The sequence below is a fragment of the Rhodothermus marinus genome (genome assembly GCF_009936275.1).
GTDB classification, from domain to species: domain Bacteria; phylum Bacteroidota; class Rhodothermia; order Rhodothermales; family Rhodothermaceae; genus Rhodothermus; species Rhodothermus marinus_A.
In genome coordinates this window covers 775,440-800,866 of record NZ_AP019797.1, presented here as the reverse complement: position 1 = coordinate 800,866, position 25,427 = coordinate 775,440, and the positions used below count along the sequence as shown (strand labels likewise).

The 25,427-nt window shown below is 66.0% G+C and carries 23 protein-coding genes; 1 reads left to right on the top strand and 22 read right to left on the bottom strand.

Annotated elements, in window-relative coordinates:
* Nucleotides 1–12: 12 nt before the first annotated feature.
* From gcvH to GYH26_RS03440, 22 genes are all read right to left on the bottom strand, one after another.
* Nucleotides 13–396, bottom strand: coding sequence for a glycine cleavage system protein GcvH (gene gcvH / locus GYH26_RS03545; RefSeq protein WP_014067702.1), 384 nt, complete (start codon nucleotides 394–396; stop codon nucleotides 13–15).
* A 23-nt stretch (nucleotides 397–419) separates the two neighbouring features.
* The gene (gene accC, locus GYH26_RS03540; RefSeq protein WP_014067703.1) at nucleotides 420–1,778 is read right to left on the bottom strand and encodes an acetyl-CoA carboxylase biotin carboxylase subunit; all 1,359 of its coding nucleotides are present in this window, start codon (nucleotides 1,776–1,778) and stop codon (nucleotides 420–422) included.
* A gap of 7 nt (nucleotides 1,779–1,785) precedes the next feature.
* On the bottom strand, nucleotides 1,786–2,355 hold the full coding sequence (gene accB, locus GYH26_RS03535) for an acetyl-CoA carboxylase biotin carboxyl carrier protein (protein ID WP_014067704.1): 570 nt from the start codon (nucleotides 2,353–2,355) through the stop codon (nucleotides 1,786–1,788).
* A gap of 27 nt (nucleotides 2,356–2,382) precedes the next feature.
* Nucleotides 2,383–2,961 (bottom strand): elongation factor P, encoded by a 579-nt coding sequence (gene efp, locus GYH26_RS03530; RefSeq protein WP_012843183.1) that lies wholly within the window; start codon nucleotides 2,959–2,961, stop codon nucleotides 2,383–2,385.
* A 182-nt stretch (nucleotides 2,962–3,143) separates the two neighbouring features.
* Nucleotides 3,144–3,944 carry a bacillithiol biosynthesis deacetylase BshB1 gene (gene bshB1 / locus GYH26_RS03525; RefSeq protein ID WP_161540516.1) on the bottom strand — a complete coding sequence of 267 codons (801 nt, stop codon included), beginning with the start codon at nucleotides 3,942–3,944 and terminating at the stop codon, nucleotides 3,144–3,146.
* A gap of 14 nt (nucleotides 3,945–3,958) precedes the next feature.
* Nucleotides 3,959–6,679: a leucine--tRNA ligase gene (gene leuS / locus GYH26_RS03520; protein WP_161540515.1), complete on the bottom strand. Its 2,721-nt coding sequence runs from the start codon at nucleotides 6,677–6,679 to the stop codon at nucleotides 3,959–3,961.
* Nucleotides 6,680–6,807: 128 nt separating this feature from the next.
* Complete coding sequence (locus GYH26_RS03515) at nucleotides 6,808–7,500, bottom strand: HD domain-containing protein (RefSeq protein WP_161540514.1); 693 nt, start codon at nucleotides 7,498–7,500, stop codon at nucleotides 6,808–6,810.
* A complete protein-coding gene (bshC, locus tag GYH26_RS03510) occupies nucleotides 7,497–9,143 on the bottom strand; it encodes a bacillithiol biosynthesis cysteine-adding enzyme BshC (protein ID WP_242006576.1) in 1,647 nt (548 codons plus the stop codon). Before bshC ends, GYH26_RS03515 begins: the two co-directional genes overlap by 4 nt.
* A gap of 99 nt (nucleotides 9,144–9,242) precedes the next feature.
* Nucleotides 9,243–9,836, bottom strand: a complete 594-nt coding sequence (locus GYH26_RS03505; protein ID WP_161540512.1) for a bifunctional nuclease family protein — start codon at nucleotides 9,834–9,836, stop codon at nucleotides 9,243–9,245.
* Between the two features lie 59 nt (nucleotides 9,837–9,895).
* Nucleotides 9,896–11,005 (bottom strand): histidinol-phosphate transaminase, encoded by a 1,110-nt coding sequence (gene hisC / locus GYH26_RS03500; RefSeq protein ID WP_161540511.1) that lies wholly within the window; start codon nucleotides 11,003–11,005, stop codon nucleotides 9,896–9,898.
* 16 nt (nucleotides 11,006–11,021) lie between these two features.
* Entirely contained in the window at nucleotides 11,022–12,353 is a 1,332-nt protein-coding gene (hisD, locus tag GYH26_RS03495; protein ID WP_161540510.1) for a histidinol dehydrogenase, read from the bottom strand.
* Between the two features lie 83 nt (nucleotides 12,354–12,436).
* Nucleotides 12,437–12,838, bottom strand: a complete 402-nt coding sequence (locus GYH26_RS03490; RefSeq protein ID WP_161540509.1) for a DUF3276 family protein — start codon at nucleotides 12,836–12,838, stop codon at nucleotides 12,437–12,439.
* A gap of 147 nt (nucleotides 12,839–12,985) precedes the next feature.
* Nucleotides 12,986–13,825, bottom strand: coding sequence for a purine-nucleoside phosphorylase (locus GYH26_RS03485; RefSeq protein WP_161540508.1), 840 nt, complete (start codon nucleotides 13,823–13,825; stop codon nucleotides 12,986–12,988).
* Nucleotides 13,815–16,355: a PP2C family protein-serine/threonine phosphatase gene (locus GYH26_RS15425; RefSeq protein WP_161540507.1), complete on the bottom strand. Its 2,541-nt coding sequence runs from the start codon at nucleotides 16,353–16,355 to the stop codon at nucleotides 13,815–13,817. The genes GYH26_RS03485 and GYH26_RS15425 overlap by 11 nt, the downstream gene beginning before the upstream one ends.
* Nucleotides 16,352–17,470: an AI-2E family transporter gene (locus GYH26_RS03475; protein WP_161540506.1), complete on the bottom strand. Its 1,119-nt coding sequence runs from the start codon at nucleotides 17,468–17,470 to the stop codon at nucleotides 16,352–16,354. Before GYH26_RS03475 ends, GYH26_RS15425 begins: the two co-directional genes overlap by 4 nt.
* 3 nt (nucleotides 17,471–17,473) lie before the next feature.
* Nucleotides 17,474–18,151, bottom strand: a complete 678-nt coding sequence (locus tag GYH26_RS03470; RefSeq protein ID WP_014067716.1) for a regulatory protein RecX — start codon at nucleotides 18,149–18,151, stop codon at nucleotides 17,474–17,476.
* Complete coding sequence (locus GYH26_RS03465; protein ID WP_161540505.1) at nucleotides 18,148–19,032, bottom strand: DUF4249 family protein; 885 nt, start codon at nucleotides 19,030–19,032, stop codon at nucleotides 18,148–18,150. The genes GYH26_RS03470 and GYH26_RS03465 overlap by 4 nt, the downstream gene beginning before the upstream one ends.
* The gene (locus GYH26_RS03460) at nucleotides 19,029–21,695 is read right to left on the bottom strand and encodes a TonB-dependent receptor (RefSeq protein ID WP_161540504.1); all 2,667 of its coding nucleotides are present in this window, start codon (nucleotides 21,693–21,695) and stop codon (nucleotides 19,029–19,031) included. Before GYH26_RS03460 ends, GYH26_RS03465 begins: the two co-directional genes overlap by 4 nt.
* A gap of 70 nt (nucleotides 21,696–21,765) precedes the next feature.
* Nucleotides 21,766–22,902, bottom strand: coding sequence for a FecR domain-containing protein (locus GYH26_RS03455; RefSeq protein ID WP_161540503.1), 1,137 nt, complete (start codon nucleotides 22,900–22,902; stop codon nucleotides 21,766–21,768).
* Nucleotides 22,903–22,982: 80 nt separating this feature from the next.
* Nucleotides 22,983–23,525, bottom strand: a complete 543-nt coding sequence (locus GYH26_RS03450) for an RNA polymerase sigma factor (RefSeq protein ID WP_161540502.1) — start codon at nucleotides 23,523–23,525, stop codon at nucleotides 22,983–22,985.
* 42 nt (nucleotides 23,526–23,567) lie between these two features.
* Entirely contained in the window at nucleotides 23,568–24,050 is a 483-nt protein-coding gene (locus GYH26_RS03445) for an asparaginase domain-containing protein (RefSeq protein WP_012843166.1), read from the bottom strand.
* A 57-nt stretch (nucleotides 24,051–24,107) separates the two neighbouring features.
* Nucleotides 24,108–24,539, bottom strand: coding sequence for an archease (locus tag GYH26_RS03440; protein WP_242006575.1), 432 nt, complete (start codon nucleotides 24,537–24,539; stop codon nucleotides 24,108–24,110).
* A 50-nt stretch (nucleotides 24,540–24,589) separates the two neighbouring features.
* On the opposite strand from GYH26_RS03440, the gene GYH26_RS03435 reads away from it, so the two are divergent.
* Nucleotides 24,590–25,288 (top strand): phosphoribosyltransferase, encoded by a 699-nt coding sequence (locus GYH26_RS03435; protein WP_161540500.1) that lies wholly within the window; start codon nucleotides 24,590–24,592, stop codon nucleotides 25,286–25,288.
* Nucleotides 25,289–25,427 lie beyond the last annotated feature (139 nt).

Genomic DNA, 25,427 nt, shown 5'->3' with positions numbered 1-25,427 from the left:
TTCCCTTCCTGCTCACCCCACCATGGCCGCGTACTCCTCGGCCGTCAGCAGCGTCTCCACCTCCGAAGGATCCTTCACCGCAATGCGGATCATCCAGCCCTCGCCGTAGGGCGACTGGTTGACCAGCTCCGGATGATCCTGGAGCGCCTCGTTGACGGCGATGATGGTGCCCGAAACCGGCATGAACAGCTCCGAGACGGTCTTGACCGCCTCGACCGTCCCGAACACCTCATCTTTGGCCAGTTCGGTCCCCACGGGCTGCAGCTCGACGTAAACAATGTCGCCCAGCTCCCGCTGGGCGAAGTCCGTGATGCCGACCGTGGCTTCCTTACCGTCGGCTTCCAGCCGCAGCCACTCGTGCTCTTTCGTGTAACGTAATTCGCTGGGGAATTCCATGGCGTCGTTGGGTTTCTGGTTCGTCAGGAGGTTGGCTCGGGTTCCAGGCGAAAAGTTGTTTCCAGAAAGCGCGTGTCGAACCGCCCCGCCTGAAAGTCGGGATGTTCCAGCAGCTGGCGATGGAAGGGGATGGTCGTGCGTACCCCTTCGATGACAAACTCCTCGAGCGCCCGCAGCATGCGGCGGATGGCCTGCTGGCGCGTGGGTGCCCGCACGATCAGCTTGGCGATCATCGAATCGTAGTAGGGCGGGATCATGTAGCCCGCGTACACGTGCGTGTCGAGCCGCACACCCGGCCCACCCGGCGGATGAAACACGGTGATCTTGCCCGGCGAGGGGCTGAAGTTCTTGAACGGATCCTCCGCGTTGATGCGGCACTCAATGGCGTGTCCCTCGATCCGGACGGCCTCCTGGGGCGGCAGCGGCTCGCCCATCGCGATCCGCAACTGCTGTTCGATCAGGTCGAAGCCCGTCACCTCCTCGGTGACGGGGTGCTCGACCTGAATGCGGGTGTTCATCTCCATGAAGTAGAAGTTACGGTTGGCATCGACCAGAAATTCGATCGTGCCGGCCCCTTCGTAGTTGACGGCCTGGGCGCCGCGCACGGCCGCCTCACCCATGCGTCGCCGCAGGTCTTCATCCATGATGGGCGAAGGGGCTTCCTCCAGCAGCTTCTGGTGGCGCCGCTGGATGGAGCATTCGCGCTCGCCCAGGTGAATGACGTTCCCTTTGCCGTCGCCCAGCACCTGAATCTCCACGTGGCGGGGCTGGACGATGAACTTCTCCAGATAGACGTCGGGCCGTCCGAAGGCCGCCTCGGCCTCGCGGCGCGCCGCATTGAACTGGCGCTCGAAGTCTTCCTCGCGCTGCACCACGCGCATCCCGCGTCCGCCGCCTCCGGCCGCCGCTTTGATCATGACGGGATAGCCGATCTCGGCCGCCACGCGCAGCCCTTCCTTCACGTTCTCGATCACCCCGTCGGAGCCGGGCACCACGGGCACCCCGGCCTTCCGCATCGTCTCTTTGGCCAGGCTTTTGTCGCCCATGAGCCGGATGGCTTCGGGCGAGGGGCCGATGAATTTCAATCCGTTGTCGGCACAGATGGCACTGAAGTCGGCGTTTTCCGACAGGAAACCGTAGCCCGGATGGATGGCGTCGGCGCCGGTCACTTCGGCGGCCGCGATGATGCGGTCGATGCGCAGGTAGCTTTCGGAGGAAGGCGGTGGTCCGATGCAGACCGCCTCGTCGGCAAAGCGCACGGGGAGCGAGTCGCGGTCGGCCGTCGAGTAGACCACGACGGTCTTGATGCCCAGTTCGCGGCAGGTGCGGATCACCCGCAGCGCGATCTCTCCCCGGTTGGCGATCAGTACTTTGCGAAACACGGCTGGCTCAGTCGAGGGCGATGACGAAGAGGGGCTGGTCGTACTCCACCGGCTGGGCGTTTTCAACCAGGATTTCTTTGACCACGCCGGCCACCTCGCTTTCGATCTCGTTCATGAGCTTCATCGCCTCAATGATGCAGAGCACGTCGCCGGGTTTGACGCGGTCGCCCACCTCGACAAACGGATCCGCATCGGGGGCCGGCGCGCGGTAGAAGGTGCCCACGATCGGCGCCCGCACAATGTAGGTTTTTTCCTTCTCTTTGACGGCCGCCGGGGCTCCATCGGCGCTCTGGTCGGTCTGCGCCGCAGGAGCTTCAGCCGCCGAGCCCGGGTTGGATCCCACTCCGGCCGGCGCAGCCACCGGCTGAGCGGCCGGCACGGGCGCTGGGGCCGGCGTCGGCATCATCTGGGGCATGCCGTAGGGCATGGCGTAGGCCGGCACGGGCGCCGACTGCATCACGATCGTGGGCGCATTTTTGCGAATGACCAGTTTGAAGTCCTCTTCCTCGATCTCCACCTCCGCCACGCCGCTTTCGGCGACGATTTTCAGCAGTTCGCGGATGCGTTCCAGGTCCATGGTAGGGCTGGGATGGTTGGGGGAGGATCACCCGGCCTCGGCCGTGGCCACGCGCGTGATGTATTCGCCCGTCTCGGTGTTCACGCGCACCACGTCGCCCTCGTTGATAAAGAGCGGCACCTGAATGACCGCCCCGCTTTCCAGTTTGGCCGGCTTCGAGCCACCCGTGGCCGTGTCGCCCCGCACGCCGGGCTCGGTCTCGACCACGCGCAGCTCCACATGTTTGGGAATCTCGACGGTGATGGGCGTCTCCGTTTCGGCATGCACGAGCACGTCGGCCTCACCGCCCTCCTTCAGGAATCCCCGCCGGGGCACCAGATCAGGCGAAATCGTAATCTGCTCGTAGGTCTCCAGGTTCATGAAGTGCAGCCCCAGCTCGTCCTCGTACAGGAACTGGTGCGGCCGGCGCTCGATGCGGGCCGTCTCGACGCGCTCGCCCGCCCGGAAGGTGTTGTCCACCACCTGTCCGGTCCGCACGTTCTTCAGCTTCGTGCGCACGAAGGCCCCGCCTTTGCCGGGCTTCACATGGAGAAATTCGACGATCTGCCAGAGATCGCCTTTCCAGACAAGGACCAGTCCGTTTCGGAAATCGCTCGTGTCCGCCATCGGTGCAACGGGTTTCGTTTGCTATAAAATACGCCACGCAGTAGATCAATATAGGCTGCCCGCCGCACAGGTGTCAACGAAACCGCCTCGCTGGCGCGACGGGCGCCGAGCAAACCTCGAAGAAGGGGCTTCGTCTCCCGAATCACGGAGATTTCACGAAGAGAGCCCGGCGTTCCGGCCCGTTAACGGTACGGTTTTTCGTGACGCAACACGGCCATCAGGTCTCTGACGCCCACCGGTCCGTGTCGGTACAGAAAGGGCTCGCCGTAGGTGGCGCCGATCATGTAGCCGTAGCTCCGGGCGCGCGCCTCGATCCACCGGAAAAACTCGGGATTGGAAACGAACGTCTCCGGCTCGTCCTCGGCCGGCTCGTATTCGGGATTGTAGAACTGGGAGCGAAAGGCGAGCAGGGCCTCGATGCGTTGCTCCCAGACCTCGGTGACATCCACCACGAAGGTGGGCTCGAAGGGCACGGCCTGCATGTAGTGGAGCACGTGGTGCGGGCGCCAGGGCTCCTGGGGAGTGCCATCGGGCTCGAAGGTCTCGATGCGACGCAGCCCGGCCATGAACAGCGCCGAAGCGGCCAGGCGAGCGGCCGCGCCGTGATCGGGATGGCGGCACTCCGGCGCGTTGATCAGCACGATGTGGGGGCGGTAGCGCCGGACGGCCTGCACGACGGCCAGCCGCTGCTCCCAGGAGTCCTCCAGGCGTCCGTCGGGCAGGCCCAGGTTTTCGCGTACGGCCAGCCCGATAATGCGGCCGGCCTCGGTGGCCTCCTCCAGACGGCCTTCCGGTGTGCCGCGCGAGCCCAGCTCGCCCCGCGTGAAGTCCACAATGCCCACCCGGTAGCCCTGGCGGGCGAGCAGGCAGACCGTGCCGCCCGCGCACAGCTCCACGTCGTCGGGATGCGCCGCCAGCGCCAGCACGTCGAGCGGCCGGCCGGGCTCGGCATCTTCGATGAGCACCACACGCCGATCTTCCATGAGCGCACCGCCGGTTAGCCCACCACGAAGTTGATGATGCGGCCCGGCACGTAGATGGCCCGCCGGATCGGTTTGCCGTCGATGTAGCGGGCCACGTTTTCATGCTGGCGGGCGATGGCCAGCGCCGTCTCCTGGTCGGCCTCGGCCGGGATTCGGACGGTCGCCCGCACCTTGCCGTTCACCTGCACGGCGATCTCGACCTCGTCCACCTTCAGGTACTCCTCGTTCACCTCCGGCCACGGTTCGTAGGCCAGCGACTCCGTGTGGCCCAGGCGCTCCCAGAGCTCTTCGGCGATGTGCGGGGCAAACGGGCTGAGCATGAGCACGAACGGCTCGGCCACCGCCCGCGGGAACGTATCCCAGCGGTTGGCCTCGTTGACGAACTCCATCATGGCGGCGATGGCCGTGTTGAAGCGCATCGCCTCGATGTCGTCCGTCACCCGGCGCAGCGTCCGGTGCAGCACGCGGAGCTGCTCCCGCGTCGGTTCGGCGTCGGTCACGCGCAGTGAGCCATCCGCGTCGTTCACGTAAAGGCGCCAGACCCGGTTCAGGAAGCGGTGGACGCCCTCGACGCCGCGCGTGCTCCAGGGCTTGACCTGCTCCAGCGGCCCCATGAACATCTCGTAGAGCCGGAGCGAGTCGGCGCCGTACTGCTCGACCACGTCGTCGGGGTTGACCACGTTGCCCCGACTCTTGCTCATCTTGTAGGCGCGGGCCTCCACACGGATCTCGGGATGCGCCTTGAGCACGAAGAAGTCGCCCTGCTTTTCGACTTCATCCTCTTTGAGCTTGACGGCTTCCAGCTTCTGGCCGGTGCGCACGTCGATGCCGTCGTCCACAAACTCAGCCGACACCCAGCGTCCCTCGGCATCGCGGAAGGCCGTGTACTCCATCTCGCCCAGAATCAGCCCCTGGTTGACCAGCTTCATGAAGGGCTCGGGCGTGGAGACCAGCCCCAGATCGTAGAGCACTTTGTGCCAGAAACGGGCATAGAGCAGATGCAGCACGGCGTGCTCGGCCCCGCCCACGTAGAGATCGACGGGCATCCAGTAGCGCTCCTTCTCCGGATCGACGAAACGCTCGTCGTTGTGCGGGTCGATGTAGCGCAGATAGTACCAGCAGGAGCCCGCCCACTGGGGCATCGTGTTCGTTTCGCGATGGAAGTTTTTGATCTCGACGCCGGGCGGTGGCTCCACGCCGGGCTTGAGCAGCCGGACGGTCCCCTCGGGCGTCACCCAGCCCCTGACGCGCACCCAGTCGACGGCGCGGGCCAGCGGCGGCTGGGGCTCGGCATCGGGATCGGGGGCCGGCTGCGGCCGGAAATCCTCCAGGTCGGGCAGTTCGACGGGCAACTCCGACTCGTCCAGCGGATAGGTGCGGCCGGTACGGCGCCCTTCTTCGTCCACTTCGTGCACGATCGGGAACGGCTCGCCCCAGTAGCGCTGGCGGCTGAAGAGCCAGTCGCGCAGCCGGTACTGGACGGAGCGCTTGCCCAGCCCTTTGCGCTCGAGCCATTCGACGATCACGCGCTTGGCCTCCTCGTTGTGCAGGCCGTTGAGCGAGACCTCGTCGTTGGCCGAGTTGACGTGCGGGCCGTCGCCCTCGTAGGCGCCTTCCTCCAGGTTGCCGCCCTGCACAACCTCGACGATCGGCAGGTTGTGCTTGCGGGCGAACTCCCAGTCGCGCTGGTCGTGGCCGGGCACGGCCATGATGGCGCCCGTGCCGTAGTGGCCGAGCACGTAATCGGCAATCCAGATGGGAATCTGCTGGCCGGTGGCCGGGTTGATGGCATAGCCGCCGGTGAAGACGCCGGTTTTCTCGCGAGCCAGTTCGGTGCGCTCCAGATCCGACTTCTGCTGGGCCTGGCGCCGATAGGCTTCCACTTCGGCCCGGTGCTCCGGCGTCGTGATCTGGTCCACCAGCGGATGCTCGGGCGCCAGCACCATGTAGGTGGCACCGAAGAGCGTATCAGGCCGGGTCGTGAACACGCGGATGCGGGCATCCAGCCCCACCACGGGAAACTCGATCTCGGCACCTTCCGACCGCCCGATCCAGTTGCGCTGCATTTCCTTGATGCTCTCGGGCCAGTCGAGCAGCTCCAGGTCTTCAAGCAGCCGGTCGGCGTAGGCCGTGATGCGCAGCATCCACTGGCGCATGGGCCGGCGATAAACGGGATAGCCGCCACGCTCCGACTTACCGTCGATCACCTCCTCGTTGGCCAGCACGGTCCCGAGCGCCGGACACCAGTTGACGGGCACTTCGGCCTCATAGGCCAGCCCCATCTTGTAGAGTTGCAGAAAGATCCACTGAGTCCACTTATAGTAGCGCGGATCGGTCGTGTTGATCTCGCGGTCCCAGTCGTACGAAAAGCCCAGGCTTTTGAGCTGGGCCCGGAAGCGGGCAATGTTGCGTTCGGTGGTGATGCGCGGATGCGTGTTCGTCTCAATCGCGTACTGCTCGGCCGGCAACCCGAAGGCGTCCCACCCCATCGGGTGGAGCACGTTGTAGCCCTTCATGCGCCGGTAGCGGGCCAGGATGTCGGTGGCCGTGTAGCCCTCGGGGTGCCCTACGTGCAGCCCGGCCCCGCTGGGATAGGGAAACATGTCGAGCACGTAGTACTTGGGCTTGTTCGGATCGAAGCCCGGCTCCTTGGGACCGGCCGTCCGGAAGGTTTTATGCTCGTCCCAGTAACGTTGCCACTTCTTTTCGATCTCTTTGAAAGGATACCCGGCCATAGTCCGTGCTCGCTTGCGCCATTTTTTCAAAAGCAGGGGCAATATACGCCGCGAATCGAGAGATTGTTTGTCGGAAAAATGTGCAGAAGGACCTGCTCGGGAAAGCGATCAAAAGCCAGCGCTCCTGGCTACCCGCGCCCGGAAGCCACCCGGCGGGCGAAGCGTTCGACTTCGTGGGTCAGACGCGTGCGCAGCGGCTCCAGGCGGGGGTCGTCGTGCCCGGCGGCCAGCTCCAGCAAAGCCCGGTGGAAGCGCAACTGGGCTTCGGGTCCGGCACTGAGCGCCCGCCGACCGGGACCGTCGGCGAACACGTCGACGCCGACCTGCAGGCTCTGGTTGATCGTCCACAGGTTGTGCAGCTTGTCGGCCAGACTGATGGCGACGGCGGCCGGCGTGGCCGTGCGCAGATGGGCCAGGTAATCGGCCTTACGCTCCTCCCAGCTCCGACGCCGTCCCTGTTCGTCGTATTTCTGTTCGGTTACATCGCGCACCAGTCGGGCCACCGCTTCGCCCATGCGCTCGCGCAGGACTTCATAGCGAAGCTGCTGGCCGTGGCGGTTCGTGTCTTCGAGGGCGTCGTGCAGAAAAGCGGCCGCCACGGTCACGTCGTCCCAGCCGGCCCGGTCCACCAGCAGCGCCACGGTCGTCAGATGGGCCATGACCGGCACGGGCACCAGATCGTCAGGGTCCGGCGAAGGCATCAGCGGCGGCCGCCACTGGCTTTTGCGGTAGGTTCCGTCGTGCCAGCGGGCGGCCAGTTCGATGGCCTGTTCCACCAAAGGACTGAACAATGCCCGTCCGTCTTTTCCTCCTACCATCATTGCAGATATACCACCTGCAGCGCTGACGTGTCGGTCGAGAGCACCTGTTGCAGTCGGCGCGGTAGCTCCGGCCCGTATTTGTTCAGAAAATACACGGGCGAGAGCACGCGCTCCTGCAACACACCGTTGGGAAACAGGCTGTTCCGTGCCCGCACGAGCTGGTTTCGGAGCGTTTCTTCGCGGCGTTTGCCGGCCTTCAGCACACGGGCCCAGAAGCGATCCAGCTCATGCTCCAGCCCGGTGGCCCAGGCCTCGGTAGCCGGTCCCAGCGACGGATCCACGCGTTCGACGAGCGGCCGCAGCCGGACGCCCAGCTCGCGGAGTTGCCGCCGGGCCTCCTCGAAGGCAGCCTCCAGCTCGCCGTCGAGTTGCTCCTTCACCAGGCGGTGAAACAGCCGGTCCGGTTCTTCCTGCAGGGCTTCGGGGCGCAAATGATAACGTTCCAGCCAGCGGGCGATCCGGGGTTCCACCAGCAACATCAGCGCCCGCGGATAGACGAGCGGCATCGGCAGCCCGGCCCATTCATACAGGGGTTTGAGCTGAGCCCAGTAGGCAATCTCGGCCGGTCCCGCCACGTAGGCGAGCGTGGGCAGCAGCCAGTCCTGGTAGAGCGGCCGCAGCAGGGCGTTCGGACTGAAGCGTTCGGGCGCCTCCTGCAGCAGCTGCAGCGCTTCGGTCTGCGAAAGCACGGGGCCTTCGCCCCGCAGGTGGAATCCGTCCGGTTCGGCGTCCAGCGGAATGCGCCGATGACCTTCCAGCAGAAACAGGTTAAGCGGCCGGGTCTGCACCTGCACATGATAGCGGGCCGCCAGCTCCCGACTCACCGCTTCGAGCCGGGCGTGCGCGGTCTCCCAGTCGGTCAGCTCCCGCTCAAAAAGCGGGCGGGCCAGTGCCTTCAGGCGGGCATCGTCCGGGTCGATTAGCACCAGGCCGACGTCCTCGGGCACCAGCCGTTTAAGCAGTCGGGCAAACGCATCCTGAAACGAGACGCCGGGCCGATAGGTCTCCTGCAGCAACGCCAGCAGCGGCTCCTGAAATTCCGTAGGCGGCAATAGATCGGCCAGTTCATCCAGCAGCGTCCGAATCGTTTCTGGCAGGGCCAGTCGCCCCACCGGTCCCGCATAATTCGGATCAGGCCGCTCCAGCCGGAGCGTCACCGGTTCGGCTCCCTGCAGCACCGTGACGGACGCGACCTCCTCGTAATCGTGGTCTTCGCCGGCCAGCCAGAAGACGGGCACCACGGGGCGGTCCAGTTCGTCGGTCAGCTGGCGGGCCAGTTTGCCCACCGTGAGCGCCTTGTAGAGCGTGAAAAGCGGCCCGCCCAGCAGCCCTACCTGCTGACCGGTCACAAGCGCCACGCTTTCCGGATCACGCAGCGCCTCGATGTGCTTCTGCGTGGCGGCATCCAGACCCCAGCGTTCGTTCTGCTCCTCAAGCACCTTGACCAGCGTCGCCCGATCGCGTGGGTGGGCGGCCGCCCGGACGGCCCGTTCGCGGCGCACGGCCGGATCGCGGTAATCGCCGGCATAAAACGCCGCCAGCGGCTCGTACTCGGTGGCGTAGGTTACGAACAGCGTGGAAAAATCCCGCAGGGCGGTCAGCGGCACGCGCTCGTGCGGCAGAACCTGCAGGTTGGCTTCCATGGGCATGCGGTTTCGGTCAGGTAGAAACACAAAAAGCGAAGCTTCACGGCAGGGACCGGAAAGCTTCGCTTCTATGTAGCAGCAACACGGGCGAGCGTATCAGTTCTGGCCCTGTTCTTTTTTCAGGCGGGCGATCTCGTCGCGCAGCTGAGCGGCCCGTTCGTAATCCTCCTCCTCGATGGCCTTCTCCAGCATGCGCTGCAGGCGCTCCAGGCGCGACATGGGCGGTTCGGGTTCTTCCTCTTCCGGACGTGCTTCGCTCCCGACCGAAAGTCCTGCTCCCTCTTCGGTGGGGATGCCGGCCTCTTCCATCACAGCCGGCGCCACGAAGATCGGCGCATCCACCCGCACGGCCAGCGCCACCGCATCGCTCGGACGCGCATCCAGTTGCCGCTCCCGGCCGTTGTGCACGAAGCGAATCTTGGCGTAGAACGTGCCGTCGCGCAGCTCGTCGATCACCACGCTGAGCACCTCGGCACCGACGGCCTCGAACAGGTCGCGCAACAGGTCGTGCGTCATCGGACGCGGCGGCTGGATCTTTTCCAATTCCAGGGCAATGGCCTGCGCCTCGAACGCACCGATGATGATGGGCAACCGACGATTTCCCTGGATTTCGCCCAGGACCAGCGCATACGCGCCCCCACTGGTAGGACTGGTCGAAAGCCCGACAATATCAACCTGAATCAATTCCATCGCGCACGCGCAAACGGTTAAACAACCTCTGGATCAGGCCTCCGGCTGCGCGACCTGGCTTACGGGGTCTCGTCGCCGGCGAGCGCCTTCTTCAACGCGACCATAAAAGCCCGGTTCTCCTCGGGTCGCCCTGCGTTTACCCGCACATACCCGCGCAGCTCGGGGTAGCCGCTCATGTTGCGGATCAGGATCCCGTCTTTCGCCAGACGAGCGAGCAGCACGTCGGGTTCCAGCGGTGTCCGAAAGATTACAAAATTGGCCTGCGAGGGCACCGGCGCGACGTCCGGCAACGCCGCCAGTTCCCGATAGAGCCACTGCACGCCGGCCTTGATCTCGGCCACGCGCTGTTGCACCAGATCCAGATGCCGGAGCAGCGTGAGCGCCACCGTTTCGGCCAGCCGATCCACCATGAAGGGAATGCGTGCCTTGTAGAGTTCGCGGACCACGTCCGGGTGGCCCACCAGATAGCCCAGCCGTAACCCGGCCAGCCCGAAGGCTTTCGAGAACGTCCGCAGCAGCAACACGTGCGGGTAGCGGTCCAGCAGCGGCCGGGCCCCCACCCCGTCGGCAAACTCCACGTAGGCCTCGTCGATCAGCACCAGACCGGGCGCCGCCGCCACCACCGCCTCGACGTCCTCCGGCGCCATAGCCAGCCCCGTCGGGTTGTTCGGCGTGGTCAGGACCACCAGCGCCGGCCGGTGCCGGCGCATGGCCTCCAGCAATCCTTCGACGTCGAAGTGCAGATCCGGGTGCGGTGCCACGGCATGGATGCGGCCGCCGTGTAGCCGCACGATCATCTCGTAGAGCGAAAACATGGGCCGGGGCAGCACCACGGGCGTCCCCTCCTCGATCACGGCCAGTCCCACCGTGAAAGCCAGCTCGTTCGAGCCGTTGCCCACGACGATGCCCTCCGGGGTCCAGTCCAGGTACTCAGCCAGCGCCCGGCGCAACCGTTCCGGGTGTTCGGCCGGATAGCGATTGAACGGCAGCGCGAAGAACGCCTCCAGCAGCTCGCGCTTGAGCGGCTCGGGCAAATCCCAGGGGTTTTCGTTCTGGTTCAGTTTGACGGGCGCCTCGGGCGGCGTTCCCACCAGGTACGGTTTGCCCTGGCGTACGGCAGGCCGGATGGCCGCCAGGGCCTGCTCCAGCGTATCGGCCACAGGTATCATCGCAGTCGGTTTCGTTTCAGGCAGACGAACGCACGGCGGAGTCCGGCGCTTGTTCCGCCAGGCGGGCCAGCCGGACGGCCACCGCCTGGGCGTGCGCGGGCAGCGCCTCGGCCTCGGCGAAGCGCATGATACGCGGACCGGTCCGGCGCAGCCGCTCGGCCGTGTAGGCGATGATCGACTGGCTCCGCACGAAGTCGTCCACACTCAGCGCCGAGGCGTAGCGGGCCGTGCCCCCGGTGGGCAGCACATGGTTGGGTCCGGCGAAGTAGTCGCCCACCGGCTCCGTCGAAAACGGCCCCAGAAAGATGGCCCCTGCATGGCGGATGTGCGGCAACGCCGCCCAGGGGTCCCGCACGATCAGTTCCAGGTGCTCGGGCGCCAGTTCGTTGACCACCGCGTACGCCTCGGTCATCGATGGCGTCACGATGCAGGCGCCGTAGCGCGCCAGCGACGCCTCCAGAATGGTGCGACGGGGCGCTTCGGCCACCATGCGTTGCACGCGCGCCCGGACCGCCTCGGCCAGCAGCGCGTGAGGTGTAACCAGCACGGCCGAAGCCCGCTCGTCGTGCTCGGCCTGCGAGAGCAGGTCGGCCGCCACGAATTCTGGATCGGCCGTGTCGTCGGCCAGCACCACGATTTCACTGGGACCGGCCACGGCATCGATGTCCACCCGGCCGAAAACCATTTTCTTGGCCAGCGCCACGTAGGCGTTCCCCGGCCCCACGATCTTGTCCACGCGCGGAATCGTCTCCGTTCCGAAGGCCAGCGCCGCCACGGCCTGCGCCCCGCCCACGGCGTACACATGCCGAATGCCCAGAAAGTGGGCCGTGGCCAGCACCAGCGGATGCGGCCATCCGGAAGGCCCCGGCGGCGACACCAGATGTAGCTCCGGCACGCCGGCCACCTGGGCCGGAATCGCGTTCATCAGCAGGCTGGACGGGTAGAATGCGCGGCCGCCCGGCACGTAGAGTCCCACCCGCTCCAGCGGCACGATGCGCTGGCCCAGCACCACGCCGTCGCCGTCCTCGACGAACCACGAGGTGCGCCGCTGGTGCTCGTGGAAGCGCCGGATGTTGTCGACCGCTTCGGCAATGATGGCCTTCAGCTCGGGGTCCATGGTCTCGTAGGCCGCCGCCAGCTCCGCTTCCGGCACCCGGAGCGAGGGCGGACGCACCCCGTCGAACCGTTCGGTCAGCGCCAGCAGCGCGGCGTCGCCCTGCTGTTGCACCTGCTGCAGGATCTCCTGCACGGCCCGCTCCACTTCCGGATCGAACGTGCCGCCGCGCGTCCAGAGCGCCGCCAGTCGCTCGGCGCGCTGCTCGTAGGAAACGATGGGAAGCAGTTCCATGACGCTTTCTTCAACAAGAACCGAAAAACAAAAAGCCGGCGTTGCCGGCTTTTTGCCTCTATATCTTTTCGTATGTTGTTATCTCAATCGGCCACTTCATCATCCTGCGAACGCCGCGGTGCCAGCGGCAGTTCGGGCAGATCCTTGAAGTCGTAGTCGGGCAGATATTCCTCACGAATATGCTGCACCACTTCGTGAATAGCGGCAATGAACTTGCCGAAATCCTCCTTGTACAGGAAGATTTTGTGCTTTTCGTAGTGATGATCGTCGATGCGCTTGCTCTCGGTGATCGTGATGAAGTAGTCGTCACCGGAGCGTGTCGGCTTCACATCGAAGAAGTAGGTGCGCTTACCGGCCGGTACGCGCTTGGAGTACACCTCTTCCCGGTAATGCCGGTCCTCCCGCGGAGCGCGCCGATCCTGCATGTTGTACCCGTCCGAGTGCGCTCCCTGGTACCCGTAGTCGGTGTGTGGTTCGTAGCTCATGAACGTCCCTTCGCTGCTTCACGGACATACATACTTCTCAGAACCGGCTTTTCCGGTGGCCGGAAAAGCCGATCGGCCTTAAATATGCAAAGAAATCCTCGAAAACTCAATGCCCCGTCTGATTTTTTGTTTACAGGCCCGTCGATTCTAAAATTTCTTCGCAGATTGTTGATAAAGAATGCCTCGGATCAGTCGCTCCAGCCGATCGCGCACCTGGAGTCCCACCTGCAGCACCTCTTCGTGCGTGAGGGGACCCGCATGGAGCCCGGCCGCCATGTTGGTGATCGTGGAGATGCCCAGCACCTTCATGCCCAGCTGGCGTGCCTGCAGCACCTCGGGGACCGTGCTCATGCCGACGGCATCGGCCCCCATGCGGCGGTACATGCGGATCTCGGCCTTCGTCTCGTAGCTGGGTCCCAGCGTCCAGAGATAGACGCCCCGCTGCGTGGGAATGCCCAGGCGCAGCGCCACGGCTTCGGCCTCGGCCAGCCAGTCTGGGTCGTAGGCCCGGCTCATGTCCGGCATCCCACGCATCAGCGGCCACCGATCGGCGAGCCGGCCCACCAGCGGATTGCGGAAGGCGGCGTTGATGTGATCGACGATAAACATGAGCGTACCGGGCCGAAAATGCGGATTAAGTCCACCGGCCGCATTGGTCACGATCAGACGTTGCGCTCCCAGCGCATGGACCAGCCGCACCGGCAACGTAACAGTCTGCGGCGGATAGCCCTCGTAGCAGTGCAACCGTCCCTGGAGCACCACGACGCGGCACCCTTCCAGCCGGCCGAAGACCAGACGTCCGGCATGCCCCGAGACGGTCGGTGCCGGGTAGCCCGGGATTTCCCGGACCGGCACCTCGACGGCCTCGCTCACCGCTTCGGCCAGCGCACCCAGCCCGGACCCCAGAATCAAGGCGACTTCGGGCGCTTCCCGGAGCTTCGGCCGCAGCCAGTCCAGCGCCGCCTGCAAAGACGCTTCAGTTCGCATACCCGGACTGTTTTACTTCCAGCAGAATGGCCGTCAGGTCGTCGGCCAGTTCGGTCGTACCGGCAAACGCGCGCACCTGCTCCTCCAGCACCGCCAGGGCCTGTTCCGGTGCGTATCCATGCCCGCTGCTTTCGCGCAACCACTGTTGCAGGCGCTCGAGTCCCCAGCGCTCTCCCGCAGGCCCCGCCATCTCGGTGATGCCGTCCGTGTAGAGCAGCACGCGGTCGCCCGCTTCCAGACGAAACACACAGTTTTCCAGCGCCCTGTCGAACAGCTCGGCGTCGGCCAGTCCGATGCCCATTGCCGGAGGTCGCAGGCACTGCACCTGCTGCGTGCAGGCCCGGTAGTGCAGCACCGGCGGATGGCCGGCTCGCGCCAGCGTGAACGTGCGGGTCGTGGGATCCAGCACCCCGTAGATCATGGTCACGAAAAGGCCGCGGGGCGCCTGCTCCCGGAAGAGTCGGTTCAGATGGCGCAGCACGTCGGCTGGATCGCGCGTCGAGAGGCTGAGCGCCCGCACGTGGCCTTTGATCAGCGTCATGAAGAAGGCGGCCTGAATGCCTTTGCCGCTCACATCGCCCACGACGACGGCCAGTCGCCCGTCCGGCAACGCGAAGACATCGTAATAGTCGCCGCCCACCTCGTAGGCCGGTTGGCAGAGGGCCGCCATCGCGACGCCCGGGACCTCGGGAAGCGAGCGGGGCAGCAGGGAAGCCTGCGCCTGACGGGCGATTTCCAGCTCCCGCTCCAGGCGTTCCTGTCGGGCCAGTTCCTGCAGGTAGGCGGGTACGTAGCGGGGCAACTCCGCTGCAGAGCGCCGGCTTCGAATGCCCACAAAGCCGATCACCAGCCCGGTCCCCACCATGGCCAGCACGATCCATCCGTCCGGCCCGAACGGCCCGTCCGGCGCCATCCAGCCCGAGGCACTTCGCCACAGCGCCCAGGCGGTCATGGCTCCTATTCCGCTGCACGCCGGCTCGTAGCGCCAGCAGGCCCATGCCAGCACCACGCTCCAGAGTGCGTGCACGATCAACTCGAAGCCGAGCTGCTCCAGATCGATCGCGCTGACGCCAGCCAGCAACAGCAGCAGGGTCAGCGCGCCCACCACCCGCCCGCCATCGCGCCAGGGCAGCCGGGCCATCACGGCCAGCAGCAAATAGACCAGCAGCATGCCCACCCACACGGCAAAGCCCAGCCACACGGCCGCCTGCATGCCGGGCCACGGGACGGTCCATGCACCCGCATCCAGCCGCAGGGCCGCCCGCGGCCAGAGTCCGAGCAACCCGACCGTCACGCCCAGCAGCAGCCCGCCCAGTGCCAGGCCCCGTAGCAGCGAAGCCCCTACCACCACGTTGCGCACCTGTCCGTTGCGCAACAGCGTCAGCACGGCCAGTTTCTCCGGCCAGCGATCCCGCGCCAGCGCATCGGACGTACCGGCCAGCAGAAAGACGCTGGCCGCCCCGAAAACGCCCACGACCAGCGTCGACATCAACAGGATCAGCAGGCGCAACCAGAGGTCCGGCACCTGTAGCATCCCGGGCAATGCACCACCCAGCGTCGCCACGGCAAAGACCAACCCGCCCAGCACGGCGTCCCGCAGCGGCCCCTGGGTGTCGAGCATCCGACGATGCAACCGCCGCAGAAACACGGTCAGCAACCAGATGCCCAGCACCGCAAAAAGGAGCACGGACAGCAGATCCTGCACTTCGTGCACTGTGAATCCGCGCTCGCCCCGCCGCGGCGGTCCTTCTTCGAGCGGCGAGGGCTCCGGCAGGTGCAACGTCCTCCACGTCGCTTCCAGCGTGCGCAACTGCCCGCTGGCGGCCACCACCACCTGCACCGTCACCGAGTCGCCCGTGGGGGACAGGCCCCGAAAGCGCACCACTGCCTGCTGCGGGCTGCTCGTCGCCAGCAGCCCGACCGAGTCCGGCCGCAGCGGCAGCACCGAACCGATCGCATGCTGCAGGTGATAGCGGGCCAGCGCGACGGCTGCCGCCGGACCGGGCCGCTCCGGTGTTTCCGACGAATCCGGCGCGCCGGACAGCTTCCCCCACGATGCCAGTGGATCGAAAGCCTCGGCGGCAATCCCGACGGCCGCCCGGGCGGCCGGATCTTCACCCGGCGTCTCCGGTCCGCGAAAGCCCCAGATCGTTCCGTCTCCGGCCAGCACCACCTGCCAGCGCTGGCCGTTCATCTCGTCGGAAGACCGGTACACCACCCATCGGTAAACCGGCAGCCAGGACAAGTCCTCCAGGCGTCGCACCAGTTCCGGCCGCCCCCATCGCGTCTGCCAGCGACGCAACAACTCGGGCGCGCGCCGCAGCACCACGAGCGCGTGCGTCGTGTCGACCTGGTAGCCCCGCTGCGCCAGAAAAGCAGCGGCCCGATGCCGGGCGACCTCGGCCGACCGCATATGCTGCAGGGCCACGTCGGGATGCTGACGCGGCAACAGCCACAGGCCCAGCACCAGCCCGATCATCCCGGCCAGCGCCAGCACCAGATCTGACGTTGCAAAACGACGGCTGCTCATCGGGCCGATGCGTTCAAAATACGATAGTTGCGCACCCCCCAGCGAACCTGTTCGATTGCCACCCGGACGATGGTCAGCATGGGGATGGCCAGCAACATGCCCACGATGCCGGCCAGCTGCGCCCCCACCAGCACGGCAAACAGGATGATGAGCGGATGCGCCCGCGCCGCCCGCGAAAATATCAGCGGCTGAAACAGCACGTTATCTGCAATCTGGGTTAGTCCCATTGCAACGAGCACCTCCGGCACCATGGAAAAATCCCCGGTCTGGGCGATACTCACCAGCGTGCCCGCCAGAAAACCCATCAGCGGGCCAAAATATGGGATCGTGTTGGCAATGCCGGTAAAAAGTCCCACGGCCACGGCAAAGCGCAGTCCTACCAGGGCCAGCAGCACGCTGGCCAGCGTGGCGACCGACAGGCTCTGCAGCATAAGCGCCCGGAAATAGCGGCCCACGTTCGCCCCCAGTTTATCCAGCACGGCCAGCGTCAGCTCGAAGTAGCGATTGGGAACCAGCCGAAGCAACGAGCGCCGCAGCCGCGTACCGTCCTTGAGCGCGAAAAACGTCACGAATGGAATGACGAGCACCGCATAGAACAGATTGGCAAACAGATCCAGCATCGAGCCGATCGTGCTGGCCAGTTGCCGCTCTCGGATCAATGTTTCGAAACCCTGACGCAACGTTTCCATCAGCGTGCCCGGCTGGATGGGGAAAAAGCGCATCAGCCATCGCTCGAATTGCGTCACGGCTCCCTGCAGCGATTCGAGCGAAATCAGCCGCGACAGTTCGGCCAGCTGACGCGCCAGAAAAGGCACCAGCGAGGTAAAAACCAGGCTGATCAGTCCGGCCAGCAGCGACATCGTCAGCAGAATCGCGGGGACACGTCCCAGCCCCAGTTGCTGAACGCGATCCACCATCGGCCGCAACAGATAGGCCAGCAACAACCCGACGACCAGATAGACCACCAGGTTGGTAAAATAACCGACCACCCAGATCAAGCCGCCCAGCAATACCAGGCCGATCAACAGCCGGCCCGCCCAGTGCCGGGTAAGGAATTGCCAGGCCGAGACGGGCGCTGCCTGTTCGAGAGGCGTTTCCGGTTCCAGTCGCAGCATCGGTCAGTCCAGTTCGCGCAGAAGCGTGTAGGCAATTTCGGAAGAAAAGCCCCGTCGTTGCAAAAAAGCGATCAGTTTTTGTCGGCGCTTTCTGCGATCGGGCTCGTTCTGGCAGAGCAATTTCCAGCGTCGCCGGGCCAGCGGACGGGCGATCTCCAGCGGATCGGTCTCGGCCAGCGCCGCGTCCAGTGTCGCCTCCACCACGTCCGGGGGCACGCCACGTCGGCGCAACTCGGCCTGCAGGCGCCGCGGTCCGTAGCCGCGCCCGGCCAGCCGCCCCTGCACATAGGCCCGCGCGTAGGCCCGATCGTCCAGATAGCCCAGCGCTTCCAGTCGGGCCACCATCTGATCGATCACCTCCACCGGGAAACCGGCCCGTTCCAGCCGTCGCCGCACTTCCTGCACCGTGCGCGGCCGGTGTTCCAGATAACGCAACGCCACCGATTGTGCCTTCCGGACCAGCTCGGCCCGATAGAGCGCCTGCTGCACGGCCAGCGGCAGCATCTGTCCTTCTTCCACCGGATGCTCGCGCAGCACGTCGCGATGCACCCCCATCCAGAACGCCCCGTCGATGAAAATCGACACGCGCTCCGGATCGTACGTCTGCGGCTCAAGACGGGTTACAACCCCTTCTCGAAACACGGGCGGTTCGGGGGCCTTCGAGGTGCGTGCGCGGCTCATGGGTTTATCGTCAGTCGAAGCGAATCCAGCGCAATACCGGCCACGATGCCCAGCCCTCCGTCGACGTTGGAGACGGGCTCCCGGCGTTCCGGAAACTCGCGCGTGGCGGCGAACCGGGCATAAGCCCGTCCGCTTCGCAGCAACGCCACCCGTAAGGTGTGCGCGGGCAGCGGGGCCCGGGCCGAATCGACCGGTACGGCATAGACGCCGGTCCAGCGTCGCCGTCCGTTGCCGTCCGTCGGACTCTGTAGTTCCAGCAGCACCTGCTCGGTCCGCAGAAACAGGTCTACCACCACCGACGAAAACGGCACGGCCGGTTGCAGGTGCGGCCGCACCCAGTAGGTGCTGTCCGGATCGTCTGGAGACCGCCACCAGAGCGTCACCTCCACGGGGTACAGATACCCCTGGCGGGCGCCGATGGCCAGCGAGTCGTTGAGCACCAGCGAGTCGAGCAGCACGGCCGGCACGGGCGCGTCCGGAAACGACACCTGTACGCTGTCGATCCGGATCGGCGGTGGAAGTGCATCGCGTGCCAGGATCAGGCGACCGCGCCACGTAATTTCCAGCGTGAACGTTGCTTCCGGTGGCAGCAGCAGATCGCTGCGCTCCGGACGGTAATAGCCAGGGGCAGCCGGATCGGCCCGGTAGGGAACGATCAGGGTGTCAAGAAAGAGCGTTACCGTTGCATCCGTGACTGCCTGCGCGCCGTTCGGGTCATAGGGGCCGGCCAGCGGACCGGTCTGGCGCAGGCGGATCGTCGGTGGCGGCGCATCGGTCTGCAGAAACGCCTCCACCACCAGGACGGGCTCCGAACCGGGCACCACGGTATCGCAGCCCACCAGTCCTATTGCCAGCAATAGCAGCCCAACGCGCCTTCTCATAACTCCATCTGCAGTTCCAGCAACGGAAGCAGCGGAACGCCCCGCCGGTCGATAATGCGCACGCCTGTGGACGTCGGCTCGTAGCGCCGGTCAATCACGTTGCGGTGGTTGAGCAGGTTGTACACGTACAATTCCACCTGCCAGCGCGCCCCCAGCCAGCCAAAGCGATAGGCCACACGCGCATCGACCCGCCAGTAGGGCGGCAGGCGTCCATTGTTGATGTCCGGCCGGTAGAGATAGACGATCGGCTCGGGCTCGAGCGGATCGCCCAGTTCGTAACGTGCCACGGGCACGGTGGTCGGGTAGCCGCTGCGAAACTCCCCGGCCAGCATCACCTCCCAGCGGGGCCGGGTGTAGCGCACAAAAGCGTTCAGCGCCCGCGGTACGTCGAAGCGGGCCGGTCGGTCGGACCGCTCTCCGAGTGCCGGTGCCCGGTTCAGCGAGCGGCCGCCCCGGTAGCTCACCCAGAACTGCCAGGGATCACGGTCCACCCGCATCAGCGCCTCGATCCCGTAAGCCCGTGCCCGGGCCGGGACGTACTGCCCCAGCAACACACCGGTCTCGATACCCGGTCCATCCAGTCCGTCCTTGGTCTGATACGCGTCCCGGGGCAACAGCGTCGCATGCAACCGGCGGTAATAGAGCTGCGTGCGCACCGTCAGCCAGGGATGTGGCCGCGCTTCCAGCTCCGTCGATCCCTGCCAGGCAACGGCCGGCCGCACGCCGGGCCCGGCCGGTATCCAGCGCGTTGAAACGACATCGTAAAGGTAGGAGAATCGGTCGCGCAACTGGTGCAGGTACTGCACGTACCGCCCCACGCTCACACGCAGCACCACCTGATCCGGACTCAGACTGTAGCGCATGGACAGCCGGGGCTCCAGTTCCACCGGCAAGGCATCGAAACGACTGACCCGGAGCCCCACTTGCCCTTCCCAGCGCGTGGTGGGACGCCACACGTGCTGCACATACAGCGCCGCCTCGAACGCCTGTTGGTGACTCTGTTGCGCGAGCGTATCGACGGCCGTGGGCGCCCGCTGCACCCACGCATCCAGCGTGCTGCGAAACGTACGGCGCACGAGTTGCACACCCAGTTGCGTTTCGTGCTTCAGCGCGGCATAGTGGCTGGCTTCCACCCGGACGCCTGCATCTTCCAGCCGCACCGTGTAGTCTGAAGCCACGGCCGCGCTCCCGGTGGGTTTTACAAAAAAGGCCTCCCGCGCCCGGTAGCCCGACACGTAGGCCACCGTGCTCACGAAAAACCGCCGCGTGGGCAGGTACTGATAGCGCAGGCTGAGCAGCCGGTTGCCCCAGCGCTGATCCACTTCGAAAAACAGATCGGCCGGCCGCAGCCACGACGAAAAATCCAGCGAGAAATCGAACGGCAGCCGCAGGTCCAGGTCGTCCCCGCCTTCGTAGTAACTGAGCGAAAGCCGATGGCGCACCCCGGGCCGATAGGCCAGCTTGGCGCTCACATCATAAAAATAGTAGCCAGTCCGAAGCGTATCGCGCCGGCCGCTTTCATCCTCGACCGGATGCTCGCGCCCGATGAGCTGATCCAGATAGGAACGCCGTCCGGAAAGCATGAACGAACTGGTGGACGTGATCGGGCTTTCGACGACGAAGCGGGCGCTGAGCGGACTGAGCCCCAGCAGGGCGCGCGGATGCTCCAGGTTGCCGTCGCGCATCTCGGCTTCCAGCACGGCGCTGAGCCGCCCCCCGTGCCCGGCCGGAAACGCGCCCTGATAGAAGCGAACGCCCTTGAAGGTCTCGGTCTGGAATGTCGAGATCAGGCTGAAGGCGTGCCAGGGATGGTAGACCGGCGCGCCGTCGAGCAGGTACAGGTTCTGATCGGGCGCGCCGCCCTGCACGAGCAATCCGCCGCTGACCTCGCCCGAACGCTGCACGCCCGGCAGCCACTGCAGCACCTGAAACAGGTCCTGCTCGCCCGGAAACGACGGCAGGCGCTCCAGATAGCCGACCGGTAGCGCAAACGTCCCGGCCGTCGTCGCCTGCTCTTCCAGGGGTAGCCGACTGGCGTCGATCCGCACCACGCCGATGCCCAGCGTGACCGGCCGGAGTCGAAGCGTCAGCGGCTCGCCGCCGGCCCAGAGCACCGTATCGACCGTCGCGTAACCCAGGTAGGAAATGCGGACCCGGTAGAAGGCGCGGGCCAGCGCCGGCAGCGCGAAATAGCCGGCCGCGTTCGTAATAGCTCCGCGCCGGAGGTCCGGCAGGTAGATGTGCGCTCCGGGCAGCACCTCGCCGGTCTGTGCATCGAGCACGAAGCCGGAGAGCAGCCCGGTCGAAGGTCCCCAGCTCCGCCGGGACGAGCGCGTGGCCACCAGCACGTACTGACCATCCCGAATGCGGCGGGCCCGCAGGCTCGTGCCCTGGAGAATACACGCCAGCGCCTCCTCTACCCGTTCGCCCCGGTAGCGGCAGGTGCTGCGCTGGCGCGCGACCACGCGCTGTGCGTAGATCAACCGGATGCCGGTCTGCGCCTCCAGGCTCCGAAGCGCCTCTGCCAGCGGCACGTCCTGCACGTCGATCTCCACCGGCGCGCTCTGCGCCCGCGCACCCGACGCGCCGAACAGCGCGAGCACCAGGGCCAGCAGGCCATACTTCCAGCCGAAACGGACATGTTGCCAGGCCGATCGCGACATGTGCAGGACCCTTCAGGGCGCCGTGGAGGAACGCGCCTATCTTACGCCCGGAAGGGGCCGGAGTTGTCCTTCAGCCGATGGGAATCAGGCGGTAACCGTCCGGCAACTGCTCCACGCGGGCGCCCAGCGTGGCGGCCAGCGCCTGCAGGATTTCGGGAAGGGGCTGATCCTGTGCGAACGTCCCCACGATAGGCTCCTCGGCCAGCGACGCGTCCACGGTGATCGACACGCCGTAAAAGTCCGAGAGATAGCGGACGATCTCACCCAGTGGCATCCCGTCGAAGATATGCAGGCCGGTCCACCGAAGCGCCTCGGGCACCCGCACCGGCTCGGGCGGTTCGGGTGTCTGTCCGGCCGCCACAAGGCTTCGCTGTCCCGGCGTCAGCACGACCGGCGCTCCGGTACGTCCTTTTCCGCTTAGCGCCACGCGGCCTTCGACGAGCACCACCTCGGTCCGTCCCCTGGCGCTTCGCACGCCAAAGCGCGTGCCCAGCACCGTAACAACCGCTTCGGGCGTCTCCACGACGAAGGGTCGCGTGTTGGGCTGTACCTCCAGAAAAGCCTGTCCTTCGAGCTCCACCTTTCGGTCGAAGCGGACGGCATAGCGCAGCACGGCCGGTCCCACCAGCCGCACCGTGGAACCGTCGGCCAGCGTGCGCACCTCGACGGCGCCGTCGGCCACCGCCCATTCAACCCGCTGCCCGGTCTGCTGCCACCAGAGAATGCCGACCAGCGCCAGGACCACTCCGCTCAGCGCCACACGCACCACCCAGCGGTAAGCTGGCCGACGGTGCAGCGGACGTGGCCGCCGTTCGGCCGCCGGACGCAGCCCGGACGTCGCCGGAAAATGTGCCGCCCAGGCCTCCTCGAAGTCGACACAGGCCGCCGCAATGTCTTCCGCGACCGTTTCCAGTCCCGGTAGCGCCTGCAACGCCCGCTCCAGCGCGGGCCGCGCCGCCTCCAGCTCGGCCCGTTCTTCCGGCGTCAGCAGCGCTTCGCGCCCACTGCGAACCAGCGCGTAGAGCACGAGCAACCGCCGATCCGGCACCGCCGCCTCCACACGCTCACGCAGATGGGCCTGCAGCGCCTCCCAGTGCCGGAGCGCCCGCGCCAGCGCCGGCTCCCGCCGCAACAACGCCTGCAGCGCCGCTTGCTCCTCCGGCGGCAACTCCTCCCGGAAAGGCAATGCGTCAAAATCGGCGGCCATGAGCGTTTACGCTAACTTCTTGGAATCTCGCTGTACCTCTTATAAAGCCGCTGGATGCGTTTCGCAGGTAACGGGATGGCTCAGGACTTTTCCGACCAGCCGGGCAGCAATCGGCGCATCTTTTCGAAGGCACGCTTGACCTGCATCTTGACGGCGGCCTCGGTGATGCTGAGCATTCGGGCGATCTCCTGATAGCGATAGCCGTAGGCCCGGAGCTCCAGAATGCGCCGCGCATGCGGCGTGAGCGCCTGCAGCGCCTGCTCCAGATCCAGCCGGGGTTCGCTTCCTCCGGGATCATCGGCCACCGGCGGTGGCTGCTCCGGATCGAAAAGCTGCTCTCGCCCGTGGTAGCGCCCGCGATAGTAATCCTGCAACTCGAACAGCGCCGCCTTCATGGCGAACGCCTTGAGCCGGGCATCGTCTTTCAGGTCCGAAAGCCCCGTGTGTACCCGGAGCAGCGTATTCTGCACCAGATCGTCGATTTCCGGCACGTTGCCCAGTCGCTTGAAGAAAAAGGCGCGCAGCACCGGCTCCAGCCGACGCAGCAGCAGGTTCTGCGCCTCGGACTCGCCCTGCCGCGCCCGGGCAACCAGCCGGGCCGAAATGTTCGGCGCACGGGCCATTGCGATGCCTCCTGAGCGTTGCCGTCTGACGGCCCGTGACCGTCAGATCGGTTCGAAGCGGTTGGCCTCCCGATTTTTTCGCACCCGATCTGGGTGAAAGATACGGCCGTTCATGGCGATGTACACGCCCGGCGGCAGCGTCTGCACGGCCGCCAGCGCAAAGCCGATGTTGAACTCGGCGTCGCTGCTCTTAAAGCGGGCCGGACTGAGCGACCCCACCAGCACGATGGTCTTGCCCGGAATGCCCTGCAGCGCCTTGGCCGTTTCGATCATCGTATCGGTGCCGTGCGTGATCAGAATGCGCGGGCAGGGCTCCTGCCGCACTTTTTCGACGATGACCGCCCGGTCCTCGTCGGTCAGGTCCAGGCTGTCCTTGCGGAAAAGCGTTTCCAGCTCCCAGTCGATCGTGACGTTCGCCTCGCGGAGAATATCCACGATCTGCGGGTCACCCACCTCGTAGGTGCTCTTCGCGTCGAAGTACACCTTGTCGATGGTGCCGCCTGTGGTGAAAATCTTCACATCCATGTTCTTCGATCCATCTGCTGCCCGCGCCGGAATCTGTACGGAGCCTTTCCGGTTCCCTCAGAGGTCAAAGATGATGCGGGCGTACCACTGGCCGTCGCGCCGCTCCAGCTTGAGCCCGTGATAGGTGATGGCCTTGACTTCGGTGTAGATCGTGTGGCGCGCCGGATCGATCGGTTCGCCCCAGGCCTGTGCCACAAGGTGCCGCTCGCTGAGCTGCTGCACTTCGAAACGCGAAAAGACCCACCGTTTCGTGATGTGGTAGTAGTTCAGTTCCGACAGCCAGCGCACCAGGAGCGCCTGCACGTCGGGTGCTTCCAGCTCGAAGGAGACCGCCTCGCGGGGCGTCACAGTTTCGGGATCGGTGAGAATGGCGAAGAGTCCCCAGGCGGCCCGCTCGAAAAGCTCCGGCAGCGACTCGGCCCAGACTTCGATGCCCGTGTCGGCCGTGTGATCGAGTTCACGGAACCAGGACGGCGCGCTTTGCTCCATAGCACAATGATCGTACATTGTCCGAAAACCGTTGCCTTCATACGCCCGAGATGACCGCTTTTGTTCGCTTCCGCGACCGGCGCGATGCCGGACGGCAACTGGCCCGCCTGCTGATGCCTTACCGGGCCGAGCGTCCGCTGGTGCTGGGCCTGCCGCGCGGCGGTGTCGTTGTCGCCTACGAGATTGCCCGCGCGTTGCAGGCGCCGCTCGACGTGATCGTGGCCCGCAAGATCGGCGCGCCGCAACAGCCCGAGCTGGCCATCGGGGCTGTAGCGCCCGGCGGCGTCGTGTTCTTCTACCCCTATGCGCTCCGGGCGCTGGGCATCTCGCCGGAGATGGCCCGCCGGCTGGCCGAACGCGAGCAGCAGGAACTCGAACGTCGCATCCGCCGCTACCGGGGCGATCAGCCCATGCCGGACGTAACAGGGCGCACCGTGATCGTGGTGGACGATGGGCTGGCGACCGGCGCCACGGCGCTGGCGGCCGTCCGGGCCCTGCGCCGCCAGCAACCCCGCCGGATCGTGCTGGCAGCCGGAGTGTGCGCACCGGAGACGGCTGAAGTGCTGGAGCCCGAGGTGGACGACCTGGTATGCGTGGCCATGCCCGAAGACTTCGTGGCCGTCGGTCAGTGGTACGAGGATTTTCGGCCCGTGACCGACGAAGAAGTGATCGCCCTGCTCGAAGACGCACGTCGCTGGAGCACACCCGACGCCAAGTCGTCCTCCGACGCCCCGAATGCTTCCTCGTAGCCCCCGGCGACCGGCGCCCGACACACCTGCTTGTTACCATCGCGTTGCTCCAGAAGCCGCCCCGTTGTTTGCTCACATCCCGAAGCGGAGTAACGTCGATGGCCTTTCGCCTGCACGTCGAGTCCGCCTGCAGGTTGCG